Origin of the sequence: Oerskovia rustica, from assembly GCF_014836555.1 — a bacterium.
Lineage (GTDB): Bacteria > Actinomycetota > Actinomycetes > Actinomycetales > Cellulomonadaceae > Oerskovia > Oerskovia rustica.
Genome location: NZ_JACSQQ010000022.1, coordinates 1 through 26,862 on the forward strand (window position 1 = coordinate 1; position 26,862 = coordinate 26,862).

17 protein-coding genes are annotated in these 26,862 nt (G+C 71.8%); 3 read left to right on the forward strand and 14 right to left on the reverse strand.

All coding sequences use genetic code 11. The annotated features are described in order from the left end of the window. Nucleotides 1–63: 63 nt before the first annotated feature. The 13 genes from H9652_RS19850 to H9652_RS13245 all read right to left on the reverse strand — a co-directional run bounded on the left by H9652_RS19850 (nt 64) and on the right by H9652_RS13245 (nt 22,037). Nucleotides 64–5,037 carry a family 43 glycosylhydrolase gene (locus H9652_RS19850; protein WP_225228215.1) on the reverse strand — a complete coding sequence of 1,658 codons (4,974 nt, stop codon included), beginning with the start codon at nt 5,035–5,037 and terminating at the stop codon, nt 64–66. 133 nt (nt 5,038–5,170) lie between these two features. Then, nucleotides 5,171–9,091: an alpha-L-arabinofuranosidase C-terminal domain-containing protein gene (locus tag H9652_RS13190; protein WP_191796658.1), complete on the reverse strand. Its 3,921-nt coding sequence runs from the start codon at nt 9,089–9,091 to the stop codon at nt 5,171–5,173. Between the two features lie 262 nt (nt 9,092–9,353). Next, on the reverse strand, nt 9,354–10,463 hold the full coding sequence (locus tag H9652_RS13195; RefSeq protein ID WP_225228216.1) for an ABC transporter permease subunit: 1,110 nt from the start codon (nt 10,461–10,463) through the stop codon (nt 9,354–9,356). After that, nucleotides 10,460–11,602, reverse strand: a complete 1,143-nt coding sequence (locus tag H9652_RS13200) for an ABC transporter permease (RefSeq protein ID WP_191796659.1) — start codon at nt 11,600–11,602, stop codon at nt 10,460–10,462. Before H9652_RS13200 ends, H9652_RS13195 begins: the two co-directional genes overlap by 4 nt. Further along, a complete protein-coding gene (locus H9652_RS13205) occupies nt 11,599–13,137 on the reverse strand; it encodes a sugar ABC transporter ATP-binding protein (RefSeq protein WP_191796660.1) in 1,539 nt (512 codons plus the stop codon). Before H9652_RS13205 ends, H9652_RS13200 begins: the two co-directional genes overlap by 4 nt. A 146-nt stretch (nt 13,138–13,283) precedes the next feature. Then, on the reverse strand, nt 13,284–14,273 hold the full coding sequence (locus H9652_RS13210; RefSeq protein WP_191791700.1) for an ABC transporter substrate-binding protein: 990 nt from the start codon (nt 14,271–14,273) through the stop codon (nt 13,284–13,286). Between the two features lie 205 nt (nt 14,274–14,478). Next, the gene (gene araA, locus H9652_RS13215; RefSeq protein ID WP_191796661.1) at nt 14,479–15,987 is read right to left on the reverse strand and encodes an L-arabinose isomerase; all 1,509 of its coding nucleotides are present in this window, start codon (nt 15,985–15,987) and stop codon (nt 14,479–14,481) included. Between the two features lie 66 nt (nt 15,988–16,053). Further along, a complete protein-coding gene (locus tag H9652_RS13220) occupies nt 16,054–16,767 on the reverse strand; it encodes an L-ribulose-5-phosphate 4-epimerase (protein WP_191796662.1) in 714 nt (237 codons plus the stop codon). Next, nucleotides 16,764–18,518, reverse strand: a complete 1,755-nt coding sequence (araB, locus tag H9652_RS13225) for a ribulokinase (protein ID WP_318244167.1) — start codon at nt 18,516–18,518, stop codon at nt 16,764–16,766. Before araB ends, H9652_RS13220 begins: the two co-directional genes overlap by 4 nt. A 150-nt stretch (nt 18,519–18,668) precedes the next feature. Further along, nucleotides 18,669–19,718 (reverse strand): LacI family DNA-binding transcriptional regulator, encoded by a 1,050-nt coding sequence (locus H9652_RS13230; protein ID WP_191796701.1) that lies wholly within the window; start codon nt 19,716–19,718, stop codon nt 18,669–18,671. A gap of 32 nt (nt 19,719–19,750) precedes the next feature. Then, the gene (gene proC, locus H9652_RS13235; protein ID WP_191796664.1) at nt 19,751–20,608 is read right to left on the reverse strand and encodes a pyrroline-5-carboxylate reductase; all 858 of its coding nucleotides are present in this window, start codon (nt 20,606–20,608) and stop codon (nt 19,751–19,753) included. A 112-nt stretch (nt 20,609–20,720) separates the two neighbouring features. Beyond that, complete coding sequence (locus H9652_RS13240; protein ID WP_191796665.1) at nt 20,721–21,419, reverse strand: hypothetical protein; 699 nt, start codon at nt 21,417–21,419, stop codon at nt 20,721–20,723. A gap of 87 nt (nt 21,420–21,506) precedes the next feature. Further along, complete coding sequence (locus H9652_RS13245) at nt 21,507–22,037, reverse strand: potassium channel family protein (RefSeq protein ID WP_191796666.1); 531 nt, start codon at nt 22,035–22,037, stop codon at nt 21,507–21,509. A gap of 154 nt (nt 22,038–22,191) precedes the next feature. On the opposite strand from H9652_RS13245, the gene radA reads away from it, so the two are divergent. Both radA and disA read left to right on the forward strand, forming a co-directional pair. After that, nucleotides 22,192–23,676 carry a DNA repair protein RadA gene (gene radA, locus H9652_RS13250; RefSeq protein ID WP_191796667.1) on the forward strand — a complete coding sequence of 495 codons (1,485 nt, stop codon included), beginning with the start codon at nt 22,192–22,194 and terminating at the stop codon, nt 23,674–23,676. Between the two features lie 116 nt (nt 23,677–23,792). Continuing rightward, nucleotides 23,793–24,848 carry a DNA integrity scanning diadenylate cyclase DisA gene (gene disA / locus H9652_RS13255; protein WP_191796702.1) on the forward strand — a complete coding sequence of 352 codons (1,056 nt, stop codon included), beginning with the start codon at nt 23,793–23,795 and terminating at the stop codon, nt 24,846–24,848. A 20-nt stretch (nt 24,849–24,868) separates the two neighbouring features. Here disA and H9652_RS13260 read toward each other — a convergent pair whose 3' ends face one another. Then, nucleotides 24,869–25,702 carry a hypothetical protein gene (locus H9652_RS13260; protein WP_191796668.1) on the reverse strand — a complete coding sequence of 278 codons (834 nt, stop codon included), beginning with the start codon at nt 25,700–25,702 and terminating at the stop codon, nt 24,869–24,871. Nucleotides 25,703–26,083: 381 nt separating this feature from the next. Between H9652_RS13260 and H9652_RS13265 the strand changes: the two genes are divergently transcribed. Then, a complete protein-coding gene (locus H9652_RS13265) occupies nt 26,084–26,845 on the forward strand; it encodes an HhH-GPD family protein (protein WP_191796669.1) in 762 nt (253 codons plus the stop codon). Nucleotides 26,846–26,862 lie beyond the last annotated feature (17 nt).

Here is a 26,862-nt window from a genome sequence, read left to right on the forward strand (position 1 = left end):
GCAGACGCCCCTGATCGGCCCTCAGGAGTGGCGTCTGCCCACGTCGAGGCGGCGACCAGCAGGTCAGCCGCAGCTGGTCGCTGCGTAGGTGACGTCGTAGGCCGTGGTGACCGGGGCGCCGTCGAGCACGGCCTGGGCCGTGACCGTGACCTTCCCGGCCGCGAGCGTCACCGCGCGGGCCGAGAACGTCTGCGACGCGAGCTTGCCCGGCGCGACCTGGAGGAAGGTCTTGGTCCCGAGCGGCGTGGTCACGACCACGTCGACGGGCACCTCCTCGGCGTTCCGCACGAGCACCGTGAGCGCGGCCTTGCCGGCCACGCACTTGGGCGCGACCGTGACGTCGACCTCGACCTGGGCGGGCTCGGTCACGTCGAGCGGCGGCACGCTCTCGAGGGTCGGGACGACCTTCTGGATGAGCCCGTCCTCACCGAACGTGAGGCGGTCGATGGTCGTCTCGCGGTGGTTCCCGTCGCCGCCGGGGATCGCGAAGCGGTGGTACGCGATGTACCACTCGTCGGTCCCGGGGACCTGGACGATCGAGCTGTGGCCGGTCCCGAGGATGCCCTGCGAGACGTCCTTCTCGAGGATCACGCCGCGGTAGGTCCACGGCCCGTCGATGCTCGTCGACGTCGCGTACCCGACCCGGTAGTTCTCCGAGCCCGTGTCGTCGATCGAGTAGGTCAGGTGGTAGATCCCCTCGCGGTAGTTGAGGAACAGGCCCTCACGGAAGTTCGTCAGGCCACCGAGCTTCGTGATGGTGTCCTGCTTGACCGAGACCATGTCGTCGTTCAGCTCGGCGTACAGCGGCGCGTTGCTGCCGTTGCCCCAGAACAGGTAGAACGTGCCGGTCTGCGGGTCCTCGAACGCCGCCGGGTCGATCGCCTGCCCCGTCGTGACGGCCTCCCCGTTGGTGATCATGGCCGTCGGCTGCGCGGTGAAGGGCCCCTCGGGGCTGTCCGCGACCGCGACACCGATCGTCTTGCGGTCGTAGGTCGGGTTGTGGCCCGAGAAGTAGAACCAGTACTTCCCGTCGCGCTCGATGATGGTCGGCGCCCACGCGTTGCCCGTCGCCCAGGGGACGTCGCCCGCGGCGCCGTCGAGCGTGAGGAACGGCTCGGCCGAGCGCTCCCAGCTCGCCAGGTCGGTCGACTTCCACACGTAGAAGTCCTTGCCGCCCCAGCCGGGCGTGCCGTCCGTGGTCGCGTAGATGTAGTACACGCCGTCGAAGACCGCGATGTTCGGGTCCGCGTACAGGCCTGGCAGGACCGGGCTCCGCATCTCCTTGGCCTGGACGGTCCACGTGCGCGCGGCCCCGTCGGGGCCCGTCACGGTGTAGGTCACGGGCTGCGTGAGGTCCTGGACCGAGCCGTTGGCGGGCGTCACGGTCGCACGGTCGGACACGACCAGGCGAGGTGCGAGCGCGGAGCGGTCCGTGCCGGGCACCACCGGGAGCGTGACCGTGCTGGACCCGCCGTCGACGATCGCGGCGACCTCGAGCTCGGCGAGCTCGGCCCCCGTGACGGCCGAGTGGTCCTGACCGAGGTCCTTGACCTCCTCGGCGCTCAGGGCGTGGTCGTAGACGCGGAAGTCGCGGACGTCGCCCTTGAGGTACTTGTCGCCCGAGTAGAGCGAGCGGCCGATGTAGTTCGCGACCGTGGTGCCGTTCCCGATCGAGCCGGGCGTCGTCGTCACGTCGGTGTTCCTCGCGACCTGGATCCCGTCCTCGTAGAGAGTGCCCGTGGTGCCCGACTGCGTGTACGTCAGGTGCTTCCACACGCCGCGGGCGAGGTTCGAGCCCTTGGTCGTGTTCTGCTCGGTCGTGTAGTTCCCCGAGGCGATGGCCGTGCGGTACGCGTCCCCCGTCGTGAAGAGGTAGCCGTTGCCGCTCGACCCGCTCGTGTTGCCCAGGCCGTAGATGAAGTAGGGCGTGGACTGGGCGGTGTCGATGCGCACGTCGAGCGAGACGGTGATCTCCGTCAGGCCCTTGAGCACGTCGTCGGGCAGCCTGACGTGGTCGTCGACCCCGTCGAGGCGCACGCCGTCCGTGCCGTTGCGGGCGGCCCCGCCCACGACGGTCGCGGGACCGACGGCGCTGCTCGGCGCCGAGTTCACGGCCTGCGTGCCGCTCGTCTCGTCCAGGCGGTACTGGACCACCAGGCCCGGGATCTCCTTCGTCACGTCGATCGCGACGGTCGCGGTGCGCGACCCGTCCGCGGTCGTGGCGGTCACGGTCGTGCTGCCCGCCGCGACGCCGCGCACGGTGCCTGCGGAGGGCCCGTCGGAGACGACGGTCGCGACCGACGGGTCGGCGCTCGTCCAGGTGATGGTGCGGGCCGTGGCGTTGGCGGGGGTCACGGTCGCGGTGAGCGAGCGTGCCGATCCGACCGTGACCTGCGTCGAGGTGGGCGAGACCACCAGGCCCGTGACGGGGACGTCGCCCTCGACCACGGTCACGACGGCCTTGGCACGCACGCTCACGCCGGCGCCGAGCGAGCCCGTGACCTCGAAGGTCCCGGCCTGCGCGTAGCTCGCGGGGTCGATCGCGTCCCACGTGACGGCGGTCTGCGTGGTCGTGCCGGCTGCGGTGCGCGTGGCGACGGTGGCCGGCAGGACCGGTGCGTCACCGACGCTCACGACGGCCGTGACGTCCTCGGCCGACTCGACGAACGCGTCCGGCTGGTAGCCCTTGAGCAGCGCGTCGTACTCGGTCTGCGTCACGGGCAGGACCGTGCCGTGGCGCGGGCGCGAGGGCATCTCGTAGCCCGTGGACATCTTCCACTCGTCGGCGTCCAGGTCGGTCGTCTCGAAGGGCACGTAGCCGCGGCCGCCGAACTCGTCGATGAACAGGTACCACTTCTCCTCGGTGTTCGACTTGAAGATGGTCGGGCCCTCGCCCTGGTTGATGCCGCCGCCGAGCGAGTTGGCCTTGCCGATGCAGTCGGTGATGAAGTCGTAGCTCAGCGAGCGCAGCTCGCTCGCCTTCTCGCCCAGCACGAACTTGGAGCACGGCGTCGTGGACGTGTTGTTGCGCTCGTCCTTGGTGAAGCGGTAGAACTCGCCGTCGTGCTCGATCACGGTCGAGTCGATGACCGAGTAGCCCGGGTCGACCCACACCTGCGGCTCGGTGAACGTGTAGAAGTCGCGGGTCGTGGTGTACATCATGCGGTTGTACGTGTTGGCCGTGTGGCCCGGGTCGTCCTCCTCGTAGAGCTTGGAGGCCCAGAACACGACGTACGCGCCGATCGTCGCGTCGTAGTAGGCCTCGGGGGCCCAGGTGTTGCCCGCGGTCTCCGGGGAGACCTGGACGAGGCGCTGGTCGGTCCAGCTCACCAGGTCGGTCGACTCCCACACCATGATCGACCTGGAGCCCGTGCGCTGGGACGCGTCCCAGTTGCCGTTGCCGTGGATCTTGAGGTCGGTCGCGATCTGGTAGAACTTGTCGCCCTCGGGAGAACGGATGACGAAGGGGTCGCGCAGGCCCGTCTCCCCCAGGCTCGACGTCAGCACGGGCTGGTTGTCGTTGAGGTTCCGGTACCTGAGCGGGTCGTTGCCCTTGCTCAGGCCGAAGTAGACCTGCTCGCCGGTCGCGTAGCCCTCACCGATGAAGTAGGAGAACAGGTAGCCCGCGAAGTCCTGCTGCTCGGGGAGCGCGGGGACCTTCGCGTCGAACGCGCGCGTGGCCGTGGCCTGCCCCTTGCTCACGGTCGCGGTCAGCGTGACCGTCCGGTCGGCCTGGCCGTGCGCGGGGCGCGTGACCTCGCCCGACGGCGTGACGACCGTGGGGACCGTGGTCGCCCAGGTGACCGTGGTGCCCTCGGCTCCCGTGGTCGGCAGCGTGAGGTTGCCGCGGACGTCGTCGAGGTTCTTGACCTCGAGCGCGGCGGCCGCGGCGTCGACGACGCCCTGGTCGCCCGTGCCGGGCACCACGGTGACGTCGAACGTCCTGGTGGCACTCTGGCCGCGCAGCGAAAGCGTCGCGGTCAGGGTCGCGGTGTGCGCCTGCCCGACGGGCTGGGTGATGACGCCCGACGACGTCACGACGCTCGCGTCCGACGTCGCCCAGGTGACGGTCGAGCCGCCCGCGCCCTTCGCGGGCAGCGTGAGGTTCTTGGCCACGGCGCTCGTGTCCCCGAGGGTCAGGGCGCCCGCGTCGGCGGAGAGCGACGCCGCGGCGTTCGCGGTGCTGAGGTCGGCGACCTCGGCGGCCGTGAGCGCGCGGTCGTAGAGGCGGAAGTCCTTGATGCGCCCCTTGAAGAGGTTGTCGGCCGCGTATGCGGACCTGCCGAGGTAGTTCGCGGTCGTCTTCCCGTTGCCGATCGAGCCCGGCGTGTGGGTCACGGCCGTGTTGACGCCGACCTGCGCGCCGTCCTCGTAGAGGCGTCCCGTGCCGGCGCCCTGCGTGTAGGTGACGGTCTTCCAGACGCCGCGCGCGAGGGCCGCGGACGGCGACTTGGCCGTGTTCTGCTCGGCCCCCCACGCGGCGTTCGAGACGGACGCGCGGTACGTCGCGTTGCCCGAGGAGAAGAGGTAGCCGTTGCCCGACTGCGGTGAGCCCACGGCCGTGTTGCCCAGGTTGTAGAAGAAGTAGTTGCCGCTCAGCGACGCGTCGATCCACACGTCGGCGCTGACCGTGACGGCCGACCAGCCGGCCAGGAGGTCGTCGGGCAGGTCCACGTAGCTCGAGCCGCCGAACGTCAGGCCTTGCCCGTCGGTCCAGTCTCCGCCGCCGACGAGCGTGCCGTCACGGCCCGAGCCCGAGGCGTCGTGGGCGACCGTGCCGCTCAGCTCGTCGAGCCTGTACCAGAGCTTCAGGCCGTCGGTCGTGGGGACGGGCACCCCGGCCGCGAGCGCCGTGGCCGGGGCGAGCGCCGTCGTCGGGCGTGCTGGGGCCGAGGTCAGAGCCGCTGCCGGCCCCGCCAGGGCCATCGGGGCGAGCAGAGCGATGCTCAGTGCTGCCCCGAGGGCGGCTCTCGCCCTGCGGGTGGCCCTCCGTCGGGCCGTTGGCGCGGTCTGCGCCGGGTCGTGTCGGGTGGTCATGTGGATCGTGGCCTCTCGCCGTCTCGTCGTTGAGCGCCCCCTGGCGGGGACTGCCGGACCACGGGGGTGGCCCGGCGGTCCCCCGCCTGCTGGGTCGTGGTCGTCGTGAAGGTGCTGCTGGTCGTGCGGGCCGTCAGCCGCAGGTCGTGGCCGGGTACTCGACGTCGAACGTCGTCGAGCGGGCACCGGGTCCTGTGCCGATCGTCCCCACGACCGTCGCGGAGCCCGCGGGGACCGAGACCGCACGCGAGCTGAACGTCTGCGACGCGCTCTTGCCCGGTGCGACCGACGCGAACGTCTTGGTCCCGAACGGCGTCGTGAGCGCCACGGTCACGGCCTCGTCCTCGCCGTTGACCGCGCGCACCGAGAGGTTCGCGCGGCCCGCGACGCACTGGGCCTTGGCCGTGACCGCGAGGTCCACCGGCTCGGCCTCGGTGCCGGCGGCCTGCAGGCGCAGGAACGTGACCGAGTAGGCCGGGAACGTGTAGTCGAACGCGCTGGACGCCCCGTCCCAGGTCCGCTCGACGGGCACGATCGCCCGCGGGTTCGCCTTCGTGTTGGTGTCCGTGGGCGCGCCGACCATCTCGGTGACCGTGGCCTGGGCCGCGATCTCCTGGCCCGCGACCGTCACGGCCGTGTCCGCCGCGGTCGCGGTCGGGTTGACGACCTTGACCACGAGGTCGCCGGACTCCTCGTCGCGCGTGACGACCTGGTAGAGCGACTTCGCGGCGGGCTGCTCGTACGAGATCTGGAGCTGGCCGTCCAGGTAGAGCTCGATGGTGCTGCCCTGGACCACGACCTTGACCTTGTAGCCCTGGCCCGTCTCGACGCTCTTGTTCTCGACCGCGGCGACCTCGGCGGCGCTGCCGCCGTCGGCCCGCTGGAGGACCGAGCGGGTGTTGTTCCAGCCGCCGATGTTCCACCAGTAGTAGTCGTTCGGGCCGCCCGCGGCGAAGCCCACGAGGAAGCCCTCGGACCCGGCGATCTTGCGGGCGTCGAGCTCGAGCGTGTAGTTCTTCCAGTCCTTGGCGTACGCGCCCGTGACGATCGAGCGCGCGTCGGTCACGGACGTCGAGGACTGTGTGTAGACGCCGTCCTGCGCGGCCCACGTCCCGGTCACGGGAGACCACCGGGTGGCGTCGTCGAACCCGTCCTGGAACAGGACGTCGCCGCTCGCGTTGTCGGTGACCACGACGTTGTCGTACGAGGCGCTGGTCGACCACGTGGACAGGAAGACGCCTCCGTCCAGTGCGGGCTCGGCGGAGGCGTCGGCCCCGTGCACCGACGGGACGACCTCGTCACCCACGTTGTTCGCGAACAGCTCCTGGACGTAGTAGTTGGGCGTGCCCCACGACTCGTCGTTGTCGAACCAGATCGCGTCGGGCGACCACTGCACGTACGCCTCGTTGGAGAGCAGCGGCGCGTAGGACGCGAGCTCGACGACGTCGGAGTTGCGCTCGAGGCCCGTCATGAAGGCGGCCTCGGACAGCGCGTTGAAGAACGTGTTGCCGCGCGACGCGTACTCGCCGAGGAACACGTGCGGGCCCTCGCGGTCGTAGTCGTCGTAGCGGTCGGCGTTCTCGAGGAACCAGCTCGGGTCGTTGTAGTAGTGCTCGTCGACCAGGTCGACCTCCTGCGCACGGTTGAACTCCCAGAGCTCGTCGAACCGCTGGCCCGTGTCGTCCGGCCCCGAGTTCGAGATGATCTGGACGTCGGGGTACGCGGCGCGCACGGCGTCCTTGAACTTCGGGAAGTTCGCCTCGAACGTCTTGGTGTTCTCCTCGTTGCCGAGGCCCAGGTACTTCAGGCCGAACGGCTCGGGGTGGCCGAGCTCCGCGCGCACAGCGCCCCACCCGGTCGTGACGTCACCGTTGGCGAACTCGATGAGGTCGAGGGTGTCCTGGACCCAGCGCTGGATCCGGACGTCGTCCTTCATCTCGGGGATGGTGCTGCCGCAGCCGTTGGCGCCCACCGACAGGACGGGCAGGGGCGTCGCGCCGAGGTCCTCGGCGAACGTGAAGTACTCGTAGTACCCGATCCCGTACGACTGGTTGTAGCCCCAGAAGTTCCAGTTCGTGGCCCGCTCCTCGACCGGCCCGATGGTCTCCTTCCACTGGTACGTGCGCCGACGGTCGGTGCCGTTGCTCTCGAGGTAGGTGTCGAACGTGCCCGCGTTGGTCACGCAGCCGCCCGGGAACCGCAGGAACTGCGGGTTCATGGCGTCGATCTTCTCGGCGAGGTCCTTGCGCAGGTGGGTCTTGCCGTTGACCGGCCCGACCCAGGTGTCCTGCGGCATGAGCGAGACCATGTCGAGGCGCACGGTGCCTGCGGCACCCGCGAGGACCGCGAGGCGCCCGGCCGAGGTGGTCCCGGTCGCGGTGAGGGTCACCGAGTACTTCTTCCAGGTGTCGGTGCCGTCGACGGTCACCTCCCCGGTCGCGTAGGTGGTCCCGGCCGCGGCGTTCTCCACCTGCACGGTCAGGTCCTGCCCGACGGCGGAGCGCGCCCAGACCGAGAAGTCGTACTTCTCGCCCTTCTCGAGGAAGAGGCCCGTGTTGAAGCCCGCGTTGCGCAGGCCCGCGCCGGCCGCGGTCGCGTCGAGCCGGAGGTAGTAGCGGTTGCTGTCGTTGAGGCGCTGCGCGTCGGTCACCACCGTCGTGGTCGCGGTGCCGCCGTTGCGGTCGACCCGCTCCCAGGCCGTGAGCCCCGTGAAGGACGAGCTGTCCGACGAGTTGAACTCGAACGAGCGGTTGCGCACGAGCTCGGCGTACAGCCCGCCGTCCGCGGCGTAGTTGATGTCCTCGTAGAAGATGCCGTACAGGTCGTCGCTCATCTCGACGCTCTCGCCCGCGGCGTCGATCGCGAGCGTGTGCTCGGCCGACGACAGCGCGGTGAGCGTGAGCCTGACGGCCGCGTCCTCGGCGCCGAGCACCAGGGCTCCGTCCGCGGCGCGTACTCCCGCGAACTCCCCGGCAGCGGCGCCCGGCACGCGCAGCGCGAGCCTGCCGCCGCCCACGTCGGTCAGCCGCACCTGGGCCGGGGCGGCGCCCGCGGCCCCGAGCGCGAGGCGCCCGTCGCTCGCGACGACCACCGGCAGACCGGTGCCCGCCTGCGCGAGCGTCGCGGCGCCGTCGGGCCCGCCGGCGACCGCCGTGGCCGCCAGGCCCAGCGGCGACGCCGGGCGCTGCGCGACGAACGACAGGCCCGTGTCCGTCAGGACGAGGTGCTTGTGGTCGACCGGACCGACGAGCGAGAACGTGCCCGCCGGGACGACGTCCTGTCCCTCGGCCGCGTCGACCGCGACGTAGTCGAACGTCGCGGCGTGCGTCGAGCCGTCCTGCGCCGCGAGGGCGTAGAGACCGACCTGCGTGACGTCGAACGTCACGGTCGTCGAGCCTGCGGGCTTCCAGTCCCCCGCCGTGGCGTCCCAGTAGGACACCGCGAGCGTGTCACCGGTGCGCTGCATGCGCAGCGTCTCCCCTGTCGAGCCCGCACGGTCGGTGAACGACGCGGCGGTGAACTTCCCGCCCGTCTCGTTGTCGAGCTCGATCGCGCGCGCCGAGGGCGACAGGCTGCCCACGTACGTCAGACCTGCGCGGACGTAGTTGTCCATGTCCTTCCACGCGATGAGGCCCGCGCCCTGGTAGACCTTGCCGACCGGCGCCGACACCTTGGTCACGACCGTGAAGTCGCCCACGGGGACGTCCACCATGAAGACGTTCTTCGCGGTGTTCGCCTCCTGGTAGGTGTCGCCCGGCTGGGACGTCAGGGTCAGCGACCCGGGCGTCGTCGCGAGCGACCACGCCGAGGGGACCGGGTTGACGACGTCCCAGGCCGAGCCGAGCTCGGCCGCGTCGAACTGGTCGACCCAGGCCCCGGCCGGCAGGACCGGCTCGGCGGCCGCGAAGGCCGACGGGGTGACCGCGAGGGCGGTCGTCGCCCCCAGCGCGAGGACCGCGACGGAGGCCGCCCACGGTCGTGCCGTCCGGCTGCGGGACGGACGGGACGTCCGACCACGGGTCGTGCTGCGGGCAGGGGAATCAGAGATGATCACGTTGCTCCAACCTTGCTGCGACGAGGAAGGGAGCGATGCCGGGTGTATCCCGTGCGCTCCATTGCTGTACGGGGTGCGCCCGGCAGCCACGCCCTCCCGGTCGTCCGAGCCCGTCCCGGGTACCAGCCGGGACCTGCTCGACCGGGAGGGGGTGGCCTCCGGGTCCTTCTCGGCCCGTCACCCTCGACGGTCCGCGCTGTGACGCCTCGCACGGGGCCCGGCTCCATGGCCGACCCGCGCGAGGCGGTGGTGCTGGGGGGTGCTAGGTGGCGGCCCCTCGTCCCTGACGGAACGTCATGGCCCGCTGCAGCAGGACGAACGCGAGCAGGACCACGCCGATGAAGACCTTGGTCCACCAGGAGTCCAGGCCCTCGCGGGCGATGAGCACCTGGATCAGCCCGTAGACGAGCACGCCCGCGACCGACCCCAGGACGAACCCGCCGCCACCTGTCAGGAGCGCGCCACCGATCACGACCGCCGCGATCGCGTCGAGCTCCATGCCGATGCCCGTGAGGTTGAAGCCCGACTTGGTGTAGAGGGCGAACAGGATGCCCGCGATCCCGGCGCACGTGCCGCTGATCACGTAGACCCACACCTTGGTCGAGCTGCCCTTGAGACCCATGAGGTTCACGGCCGTGCCGTTGTCGCCCGTACCCAGCCCGTAGACCGTGCGGCCGAAGCGCGTGTAGTGCAGCAGGTAGATCGCGATCAGCAGGACCACGAACGCGACGACCATGCTCAGGTTGATGCTCCAGGCCTCACGCCCCTCGCCGAACTTGATCTTCCACGAGGCCAGGGCCGCGAAGCCCTCGTCCTTGATCGCGAGCGACTGGACGCTCACGACGTTGGCCAGGCCGCGCGCGAGGAACATCGCGGCGAGCGAGGCGATGAAGGGTTGTATGTCGAAGTACTGGACCATCACGCCGATCAGCAGGCCGAACGTCGTGCCGATCAGCACGCCCAGGATCAGGACCACGGGGAGCGGCGCCCCCGCGATCAGGAGCTTGGCCACGACCAGGCCCACGAGGGCGACCACGGCACCGACCGACAGGTCGATCCCACCCGTGATGATCACGAACGTCATGCCGATCGCCAGGACGATCAGGTACGAGTTGTCGACCAGCAGGTTGGAGAAGAGCCGCATGCTCAGGAAGTCGCGGCGGTCCGTGCTGTAGCGGACCTGGCCCACGACCAGGATGACCGCGAGGGCCACGAGCGTGCCCGTGACGGGCAGGAGCCGGCGGTCCGAGAGCCTGCGGACCACGGGGTTGGTCATGAGGCGGGCGACGAAGCCCGTGTCGTGGCCTCCGCGCGGCCCCTTGCCCTGCTGGGGATTCCTCGACGCCCGGGGCGCCGTCTGGACGGTGCTCATGCTGCTGCCCCCTTCGCACTCGTCGTCGCCGCGCCCGCGCTCGGCATGGGTCGCTTCCTCGGTCGTCGGGACGTGAGGAGCGAGCGCAGACGCTCGGACGCCGCGATGCACACGACGATCAGCACGAGCGCCTTGAACAGCGGCGTGATCTGCGAGCTGATGTGGAAGATGACCACGGCCCGCTCGAGCGTCGACAGGAGCAGCGCCCCGACGACCACGCCCGCGAGGCTGAACTTGCCGCCGTCGAGCTTGGTGCCGCCCAGGACGACGACCATGATCGCGTCGAGCTCCTTCATGAGGCCGATGTTGTTGGCGTCGGCCGCCATCGTCGGGGCGCCGTAGACGATGCCCGCGAGCCCGGCCAGGAGGCCGCACAGCAGGTAGACGAACCACGTGATGTTGCGCGACTGGACGCCCGCGAGGCGGCTGGCCTCGCGGTTGATGCCGATCGACTCGACCAGCATGCCGAGGGCCGTCCGCCGCACCAGCAGCGCGACCAGCGCGAACACGACCGCGGCGATGACCACGGGGGTCGGGATGCCCAGGACGAAGCCCGAGCCGATCGACTTGAAGGGCGGGCTCGTGGTCGTGGTGATCTGGCCCTTGGTGATGAGCATCGCGATGCCGCGACCCGCGACCATGAGGATCATGGTCGCGATGAACGGCTGGATGCCCAGGACCGTGACCAGGAAGCCGTTGAAGGCGCCGATCACCGCGGCGACCAGGAGGCCGATCGCGACCGCGGTCAGGGCGGTGCCGACCGTCCCGCCCGTGCCGCTCGCGTCGATGTAGGTCAGCGACACCGCGAGCGAGATCGCCATGACGGCACCCACCGAGAGGTCGATCCCGCCCGTCGCGATCACGAGGCACATGCCGATGCCGAGCAGGAGCGGGGTCGCGCTCGCGCGCATGATGTCGATCAGCTGGCCGAACAGGTGGCCGTCCATGATCGTCACGTCGAGGAAGCCGGGGCTGCGCAGGCCGCACGCGAGGAGCATGACGACGAGCGCGACGACGGGCCAGAACAGGTGGTGGTGCGTCACGCGGCGCAGCGCGCCCTGGGCGGCACGCGGTGCGGGACCGCCGGACACGGGCGGCGACGCCGACGGCGTCGTCGGAGTCGTGGTGGTCGTGCTCATGATGCGCTCCCGCTCGCTGCGATCGTCTCGAGGATCGTGGTGGACGTGACGTCCGGGCCGTTGGTGATCTCGCCGATCTTCTGGCGGTCACGCATGACGACGACGCGCTGGCTCAGGCGCAGCACCTCGTCGAGCTCGGACGAGATGAAGACCACGCCCATCCCGTCGCCTGCCAGCTCGGCGACGAGCCGCTGGATCTCGGCCTTGGCCCCCACGTCGATGCCGCGCGTGGGCTCGTCGAGGATGATGAGGCGCGGTGCGGTCGCGAGCCAGCGGGCCAGGAGGACCTTCTGCTGGTTGCCGCCCGACAGGTTCTTGATGAGCATGTTCGGGTTCGCCGGGTAGACGTTGAGCGCCTTCATGTAGCGGTCGACGACCGCGTCCAGCTCCTTGGCCGGGACGGGGCGCCACGGGCCGCGGCTCGCCTGCATCGCGAGGGCGATGTTCTCGCGGACCGTGAGGTCCCCGATGATGCCCTCCTTCTTGCGGTCCTCCGAGGAGAACGCGACGCCTCGCTTGATCGAGGTCAGGGGGGCCGCGCCACGCGTCGCGCCGTCGAAGGTCAGCTTTCCGCTGCCCGCCCTGTCGGCGCCGTAGAGGAGGCGGGCGACCTCGGTGCGGCCCGAGCCGAGCAGGCCCGCGACGCCGACGATCTCGCCCGCGTGCACGTCGAGGTCGAACGGTTCGACCGAGCCGTCGCGTCCCAGCGCGACGGCCCGGAGCAGAGGCTCCTCGTCGTGCTCGGAGGCGACGCGGTGCGCGCGCTCCTCGACGTCGGCCAGGGCCTCCCCGGACCTGCCGATCATCGCGGAGATGAGCTCCATGCGCGGAAGCTCCTTCGTGAGGTGCTCGGAGATGAGCCGTCCGTTGCGCAGGATCGTCAGGCGGTCGGTGATCTCGTAGATCTGGTCGAGGAAGTGCGACACGAAGAGGATCGCGACGCCCTTGTCCCGCAGCGAGCGGATCACGTCGAAGAGCTCGGCGACCTCGGCCTTGTCGAGGCTCGAGGTGGGCTCGTCGAGGATCAGGACCTTCGCGTCGACGACCATGGCCCTCGCGATCGCGCAGAGCTGCTGCACGGCGATCGAGTGGGAGGACAAGGCCGACGAGGGGTCGATGTCCAGGTTGAGGAGGGCGAGGTGCTCGCGGGCCTTGCGGCGCGTCGCGGGCCAGTTGATGAAAGGACCGAACCGGATCTCGTGCCCGAGCATGATGTTCTCGGCGACCGAGAGGTTCGAGCAGAGGTTGACCTCCTGGTACACGGTGCTGATGCCCGCGTCCTGGGAGTCGCGGGTCCGCGTGAACCGGTGCTCGGCACCGGAGACCACGATGCGGCCCGCGTCGATCTGGTAGACCCCCGTGAGGGCCTTGATGAGAGTGGACTTGCCGGCGCCGTTCTCGCCCATGAGGGCGTGGACCTCGCCGGGGCGGAGGGTGAGGTCGACGCCGTCGAGAGCCTTGACGCCCGGGAACTCGATGGTGATCCCGGTCATCTCCACCACGGGCGCCGCGTACGCGGCGGTCGTCGTTGACATGTGTTCTTCCGTCCTGGGGAAGGGGCTGGAGCTCAGGCACCTGCCGGCAGGGACGAGGGGCTCGTCCCTGCCGCGCGGTGTGTGCGCCCGCCCCGGTCGCCGCACCGCGGAGGGCGGCGGCCGGGCGGGCCGTCAGGTGCTGCGCGTCAGAACGAGCGGGCGTCGATGACGTCCTGCGTGATGGTCTGGTCGAACGCCTGGTCGACGACGATGGTCTCCTTCTCGACGTCCTCGCCGGCCGCGACCTGCTTGATGAGCTCGAGGAGCTGGTCGCCGAAGGCCGGGTTGCACTCGACCACGAAGTTGAACTTGCCGTCGAGGAGCGCGGTCAGGCCGTCCTTGACCCCGTCGACCGTGACGATCTGGATGTCCTTGCCCGGGACCTTGCCCGCGGCCTCGATGGCCTCGATGGCGCCGAGGCCCATGTCGTCGTTGTGGGCGAAGATGAGGTTCATGTCGGGGTAGGCCTGGAGCGCTGCCTCGGTGGCCGCCTTGCCCTCGGCGCGCGTGAAGTTGCCGGTCGCCTCGCCGACGATCTGGTCCTCGACGACCGAGCGGAAGCCTTCCTGACGGTTGGTCTGGGCGCCCGAGCCCATGGTGCCCTGGAGCTCGAAGACCTTGGCGTCGGGAGCGTTCTCCGCGACCCACTCGCCCGCGGTGACTCCCTCTGCCGTGAAGTCGGCGCCGATCCAGGTGACGAACGGGTCCTCGACCGTGGTGTCGACCGTGCGGTCCACGAGGACGACGGGGATCTCGGCGTCCTTGATCTCCTGGAGGACCTCGTCCCATCCGGTCTCGATGACCGGGGAGAACGCGATGACGTCGACGTCCTGGTCGATGAAGTCGCGGAGGGCCTTGATCTGGTTCTCCTGCTTCTGCTGCGCGTCGACGAACGTCAGGTCGATGCCGTTCTCGGCCGTGAGGTTGGCCTTGACCGACTCGGTGTTGGCGGTGCGCCAGCCGCTCTCCGCGCCGAGCTGGGAGAAGCCGACGCGGATGTTCTCGCCGCCTCCGCCCGCTCCGGCGGTGCCGTCCGCCGAGTCGGTGCTGCCGCCGCTGCAGGCCGCGAGCGCGAGGACCGCTGCGCCTGCGAGGATCCCGGTGAACCGCACGCGTGCCGTGGTCTTGTTGAACATGATCTCCTCCTTGAGATGTCCCGCTGCGCCCGCCGTGGGCGTCGAACGGTTCTTGCGGGCCTGGGCCCTGTCAGTCGATTGGATGGTCGGTCGTGCGTGGTGAGCGCTCACACGAGCACTCGGCCTACCGGGGCTACCGGGCGGTAAGTGTTCCCCATCGCCCGGGTCCCCCCACACTGCGTCCGGTCTACGAGCAGGTCCGTCCTCAGAAGCCCTGCGCGAGCCGGTAGTACGCCTGGTTCCATCGCAGCTCTCGCGCGAAGGACCGGGTGGTCGTGGACTCGTCGATCACGGCGAGCTCCGTGCCGGCGATCTGGGCGAAGTCCTCGAAGGCCTCGAGCCCCAGCGCCGTGGTCATGACGGTGTGGTGCGCGCCTCCCGCGGTGAGCCACGCCTCGGCCGAGACCGCGAAGCTCGGCGCTGGCTCCCACAGGGCACGTGCCACGGGCAGCCTGGGCAGGTCGTGCTCCGGCGCCACGACCTCGACCACGTTGGCCACGAGGCGGAACCGCTCGCGCATGTCGCTCAGGGCGACGACGAGTGCGGGACCCGCGTCGGTGTCGAACACGAGCCGCACGGGGTCCTCGCGGCCCCCGATCCCCAGCGCGTGCACCTCGAGGCGGGGCCGCGCCGTCGTGAGACTCGGGCAGACCTCGAGCATGTGCGCCCCGAGGATCCGCTCGGCACCGGGCACCATGTCGTAGGTGTAGTCCTCCATGAGCGAGGCGCCGCCGGGCAGCCCGTGGCCCATGACCTTCGCGGCGCGCACGAGCAGCGCGGTCTTCCAGTCCCCCTCCGCGCCGAACCCGTAGCCGTCGGCCATGAGGCGCTGGACGGCGAGCCCCGGGAGCTGGCGGAGCCCGCCCAGGTCCTCGAAGTTCGTCGTGAAGGCGCCGAACCCGCCCTCCTCGAGGAAGGAGCGCAGGCCCAGCTCGATGCGCGCCCCGTAGCGCAGCGACGCGTGCCTCTCGGCACCGGGGAGCAGCTCGGGGGCCACGTCGTACATCCCGACGTACTCCTTGACGAGGATGTCGACGTCGCTCTCGTCGACCGCGTCGACCCGTTCGACGAGGTCGTTGACACCCCACGTGTTGACGGAGACGCCGAACCGGACCTCGGCCTCGGTCTTGTCGCCCTCGGTCACGGCCACGCCGCGCATGTTGTCGCCGAACCGGGCGAGCCGCAGCGAGCCCACCTCGGCCCAGGCCGTCGCGGCGCGCGCCCAGGTCCCGATCCTCGCGGTGACGTCCGGGTTGCTCACGTGACCCACGACGGTCTTGCGCGAGACCCCGAGCCGCGACTGGATGTACCCGAACTCGCGGTCGCCGTGGGCGGCCTGGTTGAGGTTCATGAAGTCCATGTCGATCTCGGACCAGGGCAGCTCGACGTTGGCCTGCGTGTGCAGGTGGAGCAGCGGGGTGCCGAGGGCCTCGAGCCCGCGGATCCACATCTTCGCCGGGGAGAACGTGTGCATCCACACGACGAGCCCCACGCACGCGTCGTCCGCGTTGGCGTCGAGCGCGGCCCGCCGGATCGCGTCCGAGTCCTTGAGCACGGGCTTCCAGACGATACGTACCGGGACGTCGCTCGAGGCGTCGATCGCCGCGGCGATCTCCTGGGACTGCGCGGCGACCTGGCGCAGGGTCTCCTCGCCGTAGAGGTCCTGGCTCCCGGTCAGGAACCAGATCTCCCTGGTGTCGAAGGGGTTCTTCATGTGCGTCGTTTCCTCACTGAAATAGCACGCGGTGGTTCTGGTCGTGGGGTGGGCGGGGCCCGCGGGTCAACCGCCCGCGGGCGCCTGGCCGTACACGTTCTGGTAGCGGTCGTAGAGCGAGTCGACGTCGCCCTGCGCGATGGGCAGCGGCTCGCCGAGCTGGCGCGCGACGTGCACGGTCCGCGCGACCTCCTCGCACATCACTGCGGCCTTGACCGCGCCGCGCGCGTCCTTGCCGATCGTGAAGGGGCCGTGGTTGCGCATCAGGACGGCGGGGCTCCGCGAGGTGCGGAGCGTGTCGACGATGCCCTTGCCGATCGAGTCGTCGCCGATCAGCGCGAAGGGTCCTACGGGGATCTCGCCGCCGAACTCGTCGGCCATCATCGTCAGGACGCACGGCACGGGCTCGGCGCGCGCGGCCCAGGCGGTCGCGTACGTCGAGTGCGTGTGCACGACCCCCCCGACGTGCGGCATGTGCCGGTAGACGTACGCGTGCGCCGCGGTGTCCGACGACGGTGCGCGCGTCCCCTCGACCAGGTTCCCGTCGAGGTCGCACACGACCATCGACCCGGGGGTCAGGTCGTCGTACGCGACGCCGGACGGCTTGATGACGAACAGGTCGGCGCCCTCGACGCGCTCGGAGACGTTCCCCGCGGTCCAGACGACGAGCTCGTAGCGGGTCAGCTCGCGGTGCAGGGCCGCGACCCGCTCGCGCGAGGCCTCGACCGCCGCGCGGACCGCGGGGGCGAGCTCCGCCGTCGGGCTGGTGGTGGTGCTCATGCGGGGACCCCCTCGAGAGCGACGCCCTGCGCGCCGGTACCCGACGGCGCCACGCCCGCGCGCAGCGAGCGCGCCTCGCGGCGGATCGCCTTGAGGCGGTGCATGACCGGGTCGGCACCGGGGGTCTCGAGCCGTCCGAAGTGGTCGTGCAGCCCGGAGTAGAGCGCGAACAGCTCGTCGTAGCGCACCGCGTTCTCCTCGATCGGGAGGTAGGCCGCGACCGTGCGCCGTCCCATGACCTGGGCAGCGGCGCGCACGTCGGGGTAGGCGCCCGCGGCGACGGCCGCGTGGATCGCCGACCCGAGCGCCGGCCCCTGCTCGGAGTCGATCGTGCTGAGCGGCAGTCGCGTCACGTCCGCGTAGATCTGCATGAGCAGGCGGTTCTTGAGCAGCCCGCCCGCGACGACCAGCTCGACGACCGGGACGCCGGCGCGCTGGAACTCCTCGACGATGGTCCGGGTCCCGAACGCCGTGGCCTCCAGGAGCGCGCGGTAGGTGTCCTCAGGTCGGGTCGCGAGCGTCTGCCCGACGAGCAGGCCCGACAGCTCGTGGTCGACCAGGACCGAACGGTTGCCCGAGTGCCAGTCGAGCGCGACGAGGCCGTGCTCGCCGATCTCCTGGCCGGCCGCGAGATCGGTGAGGTACTCGTGCACCGACTGGTCACGGTCCGCCGCCGCCTGCGCGTACGAGCCGGGGACCGCGGTGTCGACGAACCAGCCGAAGATGTCCCCGACGCCGCTCTGCCCCGCCTCGTAGCCCCACAGGCCCGAGACGATCCCGCCGTCGACGACCCCGCACATGCCGGGCACCTCGTGCAGCTCCTCGCCGTTCATGACGTGGCACGTGGACGTGCCCATGATCGCGGTCATCTGCCCGGGCTCGACGGCCTGCGCGGCCGGAGCTGTGACGTGCGCGTCGACGTTGCCGACCGCGACCGCGATGCCCTCGGGCAGTCCGGTCCAGGCTGCCGCCTTGGCCGTGAGCGTGCCCGCGACCTCGCCGAGCCGACCGATCGTGTGCTCGAGCTTGTCGGCCACGAAGCCCGCGAACTCGGGGTTGAGCGCCTCGAGGAACTCGGTCGAGGGGTAGCGGCCGTCCTGGTAGATGCCCTTGTAGCCCGCGGTGCACGCGTTGCGCACGTAGACGCCGCCGAGCTGCCACACGATCCAGTCGGCGGCCTCGACCCAGTGGTCGGTCGCGGCGTAGACCTCGGGGTCCTCCTCGAGGAGCTGGAGCCCCTTGGCGAACTCCCACTCCGACGAGATCAGGCCGCCGTAGCGTGAGATCCACTGCTCGCCACGCTCGTGCGCCAGGGCGTTGATGCGGTCGGCCTGCGCCTGGGCCGCGTGGTGCTTCCACAGCTTGACGTAGGCGTGGGGACGGCCCGCGAACCGCTCGAGCTCGCACAGCGGGGTCCCGTCGGCGGTCGTGGGGACCATGGTGCAGGCCGTGAAGTCGGTCGCGATGCCGATCACGTCGGCGGGGTCGACCCCCGCCGCGAGCAGCGCGGCCGGGACGGCGGTGCGCAGGACGTCGACGTAGTCGGAGGGCACCTGCAGGGCCCACTCGGGCGGGAGGGGCAGGCCGGCGGTGCCCTCGAAGGGTCCCGCGACGAGCGCGGTGTCCATGACGGCGTGGGAGTACTCGTGCACCCCGCTGCCCATCTCGGCCCCGTCGCTCACGCGCACCACGACCGCTCGTCCCGAGAGCGTCCCGTAGTCGACGCCGATCACGTACGAGGGGGGCTGCACTGCCTGCTCCACCGCCATTGGTGTGTCTCTCCAGTCGTTCTCCCTTGCGACCTCGCAAGGATGTGAGCGCTAACTTCCGTGTCGAACGAGATCATTGTTAGCGCTCACATCTGGACGTGTCAAGAACCTGCCCGGTCCGAGACCGGACCGTTACGCAGAGGCCGCCCCGGTCGGGGCGGGCCCCGAGCTCGACCGCACCACGAGGATCGGGGGGATCTGCGTCGACTCGGGCGTCACGCCCGCGAAGGCGTCGAGCAGCAGCGCCATGCACCGGCGCCCCAGCTCGGCGAAGGGCTGGCGGACCGTCGTGAGCGGCGGGATGAAGTGCGCCGCCCCCTCGACGTCGTCGAACCCCACGACCGACACGTCGCGCGGGACCACGACCCCCGCCTCCCAGAACGCCTGCAGGACACCGAGGGCCAGGTGGTCGTTCCCCGCGAAGACCGCGGTCGGCCCGTCCCCGGCCAGGACACGCGCGGCCAGTTCCCGCCCGACCTCGTACCCCGCGTCCGACGACCACGTGCACCGGATCATCTCCCGCTCCTGCTCCGGGACCGCCCGCGCGGCGAGGGCGTCGTTCCAGCCCGTGGCGCGCTCCCGCGCGTCGAACCAGTCGAGAGGGCCGCTGAGGTGCACGACCGTCCGGTGCCCCAGGTCCAGCAGGTGCTCGGTGGCCAGACGCGCCCCGAGGCGCTGGTCCACCGCGATGGGCAGGATGCTCGCCGCACCGACCCGCTCCTCGACGGTCGGCACCTCTCCGGGCTCGCGCGCCGCGATGAGGATGACCGGCACCGGCGCGCGGAACGAGTCCACCGCGGCGGCCACGTCCGTCTGGGGCGCGATGACCACGATCCCCTCGACCCCCTGTGCCATGAAGTGCTCGAGGACCGTGTGCATGGTCGCGGCGTCATAGCTGCGGATCGTCGCCACCGACACGAAGTAGCCCTCCTCGCGTGCCGCCCCCTCGACCGCGATGAGCGTGCTCGTCGGCCCGTACAGCGCCGAGCCCGTCGTCACGACGCCGATCGTCCCCGAACGGGCCGTGACCAGCGCACGGGCCGCGCTGTTACGCCGGTACCCGAGCGTCGCGATCGCATCCATGACCCGCTCGCGCGTCTGCGGTCGCACGCTCGGGTGGTCGTTGAGGACCCGTGACACCGTCTGGTGCGAGACGCCCGCGAGCTCCGCGACGTCGGACATCGCCGGGGGACGGGCCCGCCCCGGTTCCCCGGTCACGACCGTTCCTCGAGGGCGGCGGCCAGCTCCTGCGACCGGTCACGGGCGGCCTCGAGCGCGGACAGGAACGCGGCCCGGACGCCGCCCTCGTCGAGCGCGCGCAGGGCCGCGACCGTGGTTCCGCCGGGCGAGGAGACCTTCTCGCGCAGGATCACGGGGTGCTCCCCCGTCTCGTCGAGCATCCGGGCCGAGCCGAGCACGGTCGCCGTGGCGAGCTCGAGCGCCACGGCCCGGGTCAGGCCGAGCAGCACGCCGGCCTCGGCGAGCGCGTCGACGACGTAGAAGACGTAGGCGGGGCCCGAGCCCGACAGCGCACCGACCGCGTCCTGGTCCTTCTCCGCGACCCGCACCACGAGGCCGGTCTGCCCGAGGAGCCGCTCGACGAGCGTCACGTCGTCGTCGCTCGCTGCCGAGCCGCCGCTGACCGCGCTGACCCCGGCGCCGATCACGGACGGCGTGTTGGGCATGACGCGCACGACCGACGTCCCGGCAGGAAGCCGGTCCTCGTAGAAGCGCGTCGTCAGCCCGACGACGACGCTCACCACGACCGCGCCCTCGCCCAGGTGCTCCGAGACCTGCGCGAGCAGCGCGGCCACGTCCTTGGGCTTGACCGCGACCACGACCAGCCCGGCGCCCCGCACCGCCTCGCCGTTGTCGGTCGTCGTGGTCACGCCGTGGCGCTCGTGCAGCTCCTCGCCACGCTCGGGGCGCCGCACGGTCGCGACCACCTCCGACGCGGGCCACCCCGCGCGCAGCGCGCCCGCGAGGACGGTCTCCCCCATCACCCCGGTCCCGAGGACCGCGAGGCGCGGGGTGGGGCCTGAGGGCTCGGCCTGTTGAGTCGTCGTCGACATGGTCGTCTCCTGCTTCCTGGTCGTACGTCCCGGTCGGTCGCTGCCGGCCCGCGGGGCGAGCCCGACGACGAGCACCGGAGGCCACCGTCCGCCCGGTGCGCCTCGTCGCAGACTAGAGGGGGAACGCGGTGTAGAACGCCTCGATCTCGTCGACGGGCCCCATCGCCTGCAGCACGACCGTGCCGTTGCGCCACGTGACCGTCGCCGACGCCGCCGCTCCGTCGACCGGGGCGACCGGAGTGACGGCGAAGGCCCCTGCGGGCTCGCCGCCGACCTCGACGTCCCCCGTCGACGTGGCCGTGCCCCCGGCCTCGACGGCCGCCGCGAGCAGCTCGTCGTAGGCGGCCTCCGCCTCGTCGTCGGTGCCCCACTGGCCTGCGAGCACCGTGACGCTGGTCGCCCCGTCGCCCTCGGCGTCCGCGTAGGTCAGCTCGTGGCCCTCGATCGCGCCCGCGTCGGCGAAGGCCTCGGTCGGTGCCTCGGCACGGAGCGCGAACTGCAGGACGCTCGCGGGCATCGCCTTGGCGAGCTCGGTCGTCGCGGTCCGCTCGACCGGTTCGATCGTCGGCGTCGCGGGCGGCGCGGTCACGGTGACCTCGTCGGGCGTCCCGGCCCCACCTCCGGCGGCGAACCCCGGCCAGACGAGCGCGAGAAAGGCGACGACCCCGCCCACGAGGGCGAGCAGCACGACCAGGGCGACGAGGCGCCGTCGGGCATAGACGGACGACGAGGGAGCCCGGTGGTGACGGCTGTCCCGCAACCCGGGGCCTGCCGGGGACGACTGACGCGGGCGTCCCGTCTGCTGGCTCATGACACTCTCCTCGTGGCGACGCTGTGACCGCGCCAGACTAGTGCGCGCGCACGCCCGGACCACGGAGGCCGCGCAGACCCGTCCGGGTCAATTCCCCTCGGGCCGGTGCGGGCGGTGCAGCTCCGCGCGCTCCTTCAGCCGCTGCGTCGCGACGGCGACCAGCACGCCGATCACGGCCAGGTCGAACAGGATCTGGACCATCGTGATGACGCGCGCTGCCTGCCCCACGGGGTGGACGTCGCCGTAACCGACCGTCCCGAGCGTGACGACCGTGAAGTACAGCGCGTCCGTCCGGGTCTCGATCCCCACGAACTCGGCGTCGCTGTTGATGGCCAGGAGGTAGTAGGCGATCGAGAAGAAGATGATGATCGGAGAGAGCAGCCCGACGACGGACTGGACCCGCACGCTCGGCTCCCGCCCGGCGCGCAGCTGACGGCGCACCTGGAACCTGATGAGGTAGCACAGCCCCACGAAGCCGACCGCGAACAGCAGGATCTGCACCCACTCACGGTCCGCGTCCCCGAGCGGCACGCCGTAGTAGAGGAGCAGGCACGCCGCGAGCGAGCCGAGCGTGGTGATGACGGTCCACCACGGGCTGTCCTTCCGGAGCCTGCGCATGGTTCATGATGGGCACGAGCACGCCGGTGCGCCATCGGGACGCCCGCACGCGTCGGCACGCGCCGGCACGCGCCGGCACGCGCCGGCACAGCCCTGGGCCGAGGGGTACGGGTGGCTGCGGGGACGTGTGGGTACCGACGGCTAGCGTGACCGCGTGACCACATCGACCTCCGCCTCGCGCGCCACGAGCAAGCGCCCGGCCAAGCCCGCCTACCGGTGCAGCGAGTGCGGCTGGACCACCGCCAAGTGGGTGGGCCGCTGCGGCGAGTGCCAGGAGTGGGGCACCGTCACCGAGGAGGCGGCCGCGAGCGCCGGGCCGCGCACCGCGGCCGTCGCCCCGACCCGCAACCCGGCGCGTCCCATCGGGGAGATCGACGTCGAGACCGCGCGTGCCACACCCACGGGCGTCGCCGAGTTCGACCGCGTGCTGGGCGGCGGCCTCGTCCCCGGAGCCGTGGTGCTGCTCGCGGGAGAGCCGGGCGTCGGCAAGTCGACGCTGCTGCTCAAGGTCGCGAGCAACGTCGCGGCGGGCGTGAGCGACAAGGCCGCGTCGCCCGACGACGCCACGGGTCCGGCGCCCCGGCCGCGCACCGTCCTGTACGTCACGGGCGAGGAGTCGGCCGGGCAGGTCAGGCTGCGTGCCGAGCGGGTCGGGGCTCTGGCCCCGGGGCTGCTGCTCGCCGCCGAGACCGACCTCGCGACCGTGCTCGGGCACATCGAGGCCACCGACCCGGCCCTGCTCGTCGTCGACTCGGTCCAGACGATCGCCTCGGCCCAGGTCGACGGGTCTCCCGGAGGCGTGAGCCAGGTCCGCGAGGTCGCGGCCGCGCTGATCGCCGCGGCCAAGGAGCGTGACCTGCCCGTCATCCTGGTGGGGCACGTGACCAAGGACGGGTCGGTCGCCGGGCCGCGCACGCTCGAGCACCTCGTGGACGTCGTGTGCCAGTTCGAGGGCGACCGGCACTCGCGCCTGCGCCTCGTACGGGCCATCAAGAACCGCTACGGCCCGACCGACGAGGTCGGCTGCTTCGACCTGTCGGAGACCGGGATCGTTGGCCTCGCGGACCCCAGCGGGCTGTTCATGTCGCACGCGGGGGCCGGGGCACCCGGCACGTTCATCACCGTGACGCTCGAAGGACGTCGCCCGCTCGCGCTCGAGATCCAGTCGCTCGTGGTCCCCAGCTCGCTGACCAACCCGCGGCGCACCACGAGCGGTGTCGACTCGAGCCGGCTCGCGATGATCCTCGCCGTGATGCACCGGCACGCCGGGGTCCGGCTCGTCGACCAGGACGTGTACGTCTCGACGATCGGCGGCGCCCGCGTGACCGAGCCCGCCGCGGACCTCGCGATCGCGCTCGCTACCTTCTCGGCCCGCGAGGACCAGGTCATGCCGCCCGGGACCATCGCGATCGGCGAGGTCGGGCTCGCGGGCGACATCCGCCCCGTCTCGGGCCTGGACCGGCGCCTGGGCGAGGCCGCACGCCTCGGCTTCACGCGAGCCGTGGTGCCTCGCGGCTCCACGCCCAAGCCCCCGGCAGGCATGACCGTGCTGCCCGCGCAGCACCTCGGCGAGGCCGTCGAGCTCGCCCGTGGGGGCCACCTCCCGCCGCAGCAGGAGCGCACGCGCTTCGACGAGTGAGAACCGTTGCGCCATCGTGACCTTTCGTCGTCCCAGGAACGGTGTCTTCTCGCCCCTGGGACGGCCCGGCAGCGTAGGATGCCCACGTGGCCAACTCCCCCGTGCACCCTGACGACATGCTCCGGGAGACCCTCGCAGCAGTGGCTCCGGGCACCGAGCTCCGCGACGGCCTCGAGCGCATCCTGCGCGGCCGGACGGGCGCACTGATCGTCCTCGGCCTGGACAAGGTCGTCGAGACCATGTGCTCGGGCGGCTTCGTCCTGGACGTCGGCTTCTCCGCGACCCGCCTGCGCGAGCTCTCCAAGATGGACGGCGCCGTGGTCCTCGACCGGGACGCCAACCGCATCCTGCGCGCCGCGGTCCAGCTCCTGCCGGACGCGACGATCGAGACGACCGAGTCCGGCACGCGTCACCGCACGGCCGAGCGCGTCGCCAAGCAGTGCGGCTTCCCCGTGATCTCGGTGAGCCAGTCCATGCGGATCGTCGCCCTGTACGTGGGCGGCCAGCGCTACGTCCTGGAGGACTCGGACACCATCCTGTCGCGCGCCAACCAGGCTCTCGCGACGCTCGAGCGCTACCGCGCCCGCCTGGACGAGGTCAGCGGCACGCTCTCGGCCCTCGAGATCGAGGACCTCGTCACCGTCCGGGACGTGTGCGCCGTGGTGCAGCGCCTCGAGATGGTGGGCCGCATCTCCGAGGAGATCGCGGGCTACGTGGTCGAGCTCGGCACGGACGGTCGCCTGCTCGCCCTCCAGCTCGACGAGCTCATCGGCGGGATCGGCTCGGACCGCGAGTCCGTCATCCGGGACTACGTCGAGCTCGGACGCAAGGACCGCTCCCTCGCGGACGTCAAGAACGCGCTCGGTGCGCTCGACTCGACCCAGCTCCTCGACCTCACGCTCATCGGGCGGGTCCTCGACCTCCCGGGAGGCGGCGAGGCACTCGATGCCGCGGTCGCTCCCCACGGGTACCGGCTCCTGTCGAAGGTCCCCCGCCTGCCCGGTGCGATCATCGACCGCCTGGTCTCGCACTTCGGTGGGCTGCAGAAGCTCCTGGCCGCGAGCATCGACGACCTCATGGCCGTGGACGGCGTCGGCGAGCAGCGGGCGCGCGCGGTCCGTGAGGGCCTGTCACGTCTCGCCGAGTCGAGCATCCTCGAGCGGTACGTCTAGCCCTTCCCGGCGGCAGCCCGTCACCCCTGCGGCGGCGCGTCCCCTGCGGGGGCGGTGGCCCCGCCCTCGGGCGCGGTCGCCCCGTCCGCAGGAGGCTCTGCGCCCTCTGCGGGCACCTCGGTCCCGTCCGCCGGCGGATCGCCGTCAGCGGGCGCCTCGGTCGCCGGTGGCGCCTCGGGCGGGGGTGCAGGGGCCACGAGCGTGAACGGCACGGCGGGGCTCGTCATCCCCGCGGCCTCGTTCGACGCTGCGACGACGCTGTAGCTCCCCGGCTGTGTTCCGGGCAGCCCGGTCGCGCACTCGGGGGCCGAGCGGTCCCTGTTCCACGTGACCGTCTCGGTCCACACGTCGCCCGGCGCCATGAGCAGGTCCTTCGACGCCGCCGGGCAGTCGGCCGACGACCAGATGCGGTCGGTGCCCGACGTGATCGTGATCTCCTGGACGGCGGTCGAGGCGTCGATCAGGCACGGCCTGGGCCCCACGTGCGTGAGGGTCGTGGTGAAGGTGGGCTTCTCCCCGACCGCGTACTCGGTCTTCGAGGCCGCGAGCCAGAGCGTCACGTCCTTGGCCTGGCAGGCCTTGTACCCGGTCGCCGCGACCTCCTGGGGCTCGGGCGGGGCCACCTTGCCCTGTGGTGCGTCGGCGAGCAGGCCCGCCCCGAACGCGATCGCGGCCCTGACCAGCATCACGACGCCGACGACGATGACCGCGAGCAGGACGAGAGCCATGACCCGGCGGAGCCGCAAGGTCCTGGACGTCGGCCTGCCCGACGACGCGGCGCCGGACCCGTCCGAGGATCGCCCCTGGACCGGGGTCGCCCCGGTGGGTGGCCGGGTGCCCTGCGGCGTGCTCACGTACGGCTCCGTTCGACGGTCGGCGCGGGCCCTTCCTGCGCTGGGGCCAACGGTACGTCGCCGTGGCGACGGTTCTCGCACTGCCACACCGCAGCGGGCCGCATCCCCGGCACCCGGGTGCCGATCCGGGTAGCGACGTCGGCGAGAATGGTCGGACCATGTCGCCCTCCCCCGCCACGTCCGCCGCCGGTCCGACGACCCGCCCTCGCACGACCCTCCCTCGCACGACGGACCTCCGCGCAGCCCTGACGACCCCTCCCCGGCCCGGACCCGCACGCAGACCTGCGCGACGCCGTCGGGCAGTGGTTCGCCGCGAACGCGCGCGACCTGCCGTGGCGTCGCGACGACTGCTCCCCCTGGGGTGTCCTGGTCAGCGAGGTCATGCTGCAGCAGACGCCCGTGGTGCGGGTCGAGCCCGCGTGGCGCGCCTGGATGGAGCGCTGGCCCGAGCCCGCGGACCTCGCGGCGGCGTCGACGGCCGACGTCCTGCGCGCGTGGGGGCGCCTCGGCTACCCGCGCCGCGCGCTGCGCCTGCAGGACTGCGCGCGGGCGGTCGTCGAGCGCCACGCGGGGCGGGTCCCGCTCGACACCGACGCGCTGCTCGCGCTGCCGGGCGTCGGGGAGTACACGGCCGCGGCGGTCACGGCGTTCGCGCACGGGCGGCGCGCGGTCGTCGTCGACACGAACGTACGGCGGGTCCTGGCGCGCGCGGTGTCCGGGACGGCGTTGCCCGCTCCGTCGTACACCGCGGCCGAACGCCGGCTCGCGACGCAGGTCGCACCTGCCGAGGACGCCGAGGCCGCACTGTGGGCCGCCGCCTCGATGGAGCTGGGGGCGCTGGTGTGCACGGCGCGCTCGCCTCGCTGCGAGGCGTGCCCCGTCGCGGACCTGTGCGCGTGGCGCGCCGCGGGCAGCCCGCCGGACGAGCACGGCGCCCGACGCCGGACCCAGGCCTGGGAGGGCACGGACCGGCAGGCGCGGGGACGGGTCATGGCCGCGCTGCGCGGTGCGGACGGTCCCGTGCACCGCGACGTGGTCGCGGACCTGTGGCCCGACGCGGCCCAGCTCGGGCGGTGCGTCGCGAGCCTGGTCGAGGACGGGCTGCTCGAGCAGGACGGCGAGGTCTACCGGCTCCCGGTCTGAGGCCGTCCACCCGCCGC

Excerpts from the sequence above, each read along its gene's own strand:
- H9652_RS19850 (WP_225228215.1), bottom strand. The coding sequence starts at position 5,037 with ATGACCACCCGACACGACCCGGCGCAGACCGCGCCAACGGCCCGACGG.
- H9652_RS13195 (WP_225228216.1), bottom strand. The coding sequence starts at position 10,463 with ATGAGCACCGTCCAGACGGCGCCCCGGGCGTCGAGGAATCCCCAGCAG.
- H9652_RS13200 (WP_191796659.1), bottom strand. The coding sequence starts at position 11,602 with ATGAGCACGACCACCACGACTCCGACGACGCCGTCGGCGTCGCCGCCC.
- H9652_RS13205 (WP_191796660.1), bottom strand. The coding sequence starts at position 13,137 with ATGTCAACGACGACCGCCGCGTACGCGGCGCCCGTGGTGGAGATGACC.
- H9652_RS13210 (WP_191791700.1), bottom strand. The coding sequence starts at position 14,273 with ATGTTCAACAAGACCACGGCACGCGTGCGGTTCACCGGGATCCTCGCA.
- araA (WP_191796661.1), bottom strand. The coding sequence starts at position 15,987 with ATGAAGAACCCCTTCGACACCAGGGAGATCTGGTTCCTGACCGGGAGC.
- H9652_RS13220 (WP_191796662.1), bottom strand. The coding sequence starts at position 16,767 with ATGAGCACCACCACCAGCCCGACGGCGGAGCTCGCCCCCGCGGTCCGC.
- H9652_RS13230 (WP_191796701.1), bottom strand. The coding sequence starts at position 19,718 with ATGTCCGACGTCGCGGAGCTCGCGGGCGTCTCGCACCAGACGGTGTCA.
- proC (WP_191796664.1), bottom strand. The coding sequence starts at position 20,608 with ATGTCGACGACGACTCAACAGGCCGAGCCCTCAGGCCCCACCCCGCGC.
- H9652_RS13240 (WP_191796665.1), bottom strand. The coding sequence starts at position 21,419 with ATGAGCCAGCAGACGGGACGCCCGCGTCAGTCGTCCCCGGCAGGCCCC.
- H9652_RS13245 (WP_191796666.1), bottom strand. The coding sequence starts at position 22,037 with ATGCGCAGGCTCCGGAAGGACAGCCCGTGGTGGACCGTCATCACCACG.
- disA (WP_191796702.1), top strand. The coding sequence starts at position 23,793 with ATGCTCCGGGAGACCCTCGCAGCAGTGGCTCCGGGCACCGAGCTCCGC.
- H9652_RS13265 (WP_191796669.1), top strand. The coding sequence starts at position 26,084 with ATGCTGCAGCAGACGCCCGTGGTGCGGGTCGAGCCCGCGTGGCGCGCC.